Below are 591 nucleotides of genomic sequence, written 5' to 3'. Positions count from 1 at the left end.
CACGAGGCTTATCGGGTAGCGTGCATTGTCAAATGACCATTCTTGCTTACTCTGCCAATGATAGATTTGAGTGCCCAGTTCAATGCTATCGCTAAGCTGGTAATCGTAAGATAAGCTTGCGAGCCAGAAGCTGGAATCTTGCCCTGAATGTTCCCGATCTTCAGTTAAGCTGGTAGATTGCACGTCAAAATTATCATCAATACGGGTAAAGAACTGGGTGCCGGTGCTTGGAAAACCAGATGCCAAATAGTTTGCGTAGTATGAAAAAAACTCGACACGTCCTGTATCGACTTTGCCAGCGCTCAATTTTATAAAGCCACTTTGATCACGATAGGCATAGTGTCTTTCGGAGTTATAGAGCAAACCGTCATCAGGATCGGTGTAGCGATAGTTCAAGTTTTGATCGCTCTGTCGGGCAAATGCTAAGCCGGCATTGAGTATGCTATCTTCGAATGTCTGTGCGACAAATAGAGAGGCTTTGGTATAACCATCACTGCCTACTTTACTTCTAATCTGGGTCTCATCTTTATTAGAGTCTTTGAGTTGTCGAGCAATTACACCATGAAAAGCATCGCTTCCATAGAGTGTACT

The 591-nt window shown here is 43.8% G+C and carries 1 protein-coding gene; it reads right to left on the bottom strand.

Annotated elements, in window-relative coordinates:
• On the bottom strand, positions 1 to 591 hold a 591-nt coding region (locus tag A3766_RS30830; RefSeq protein ID WP_197479470.1), incomplete at both ends, for a hypothetical protein.

This window comes from Oleiphilus sp. HI0132, from assembly GCF_001635845.1.
The sequence above is the reverse complement of the archived record's forward strand: the minus strand, read 5'-3'. Positions and strand labels throughout refer to the sequence as shown.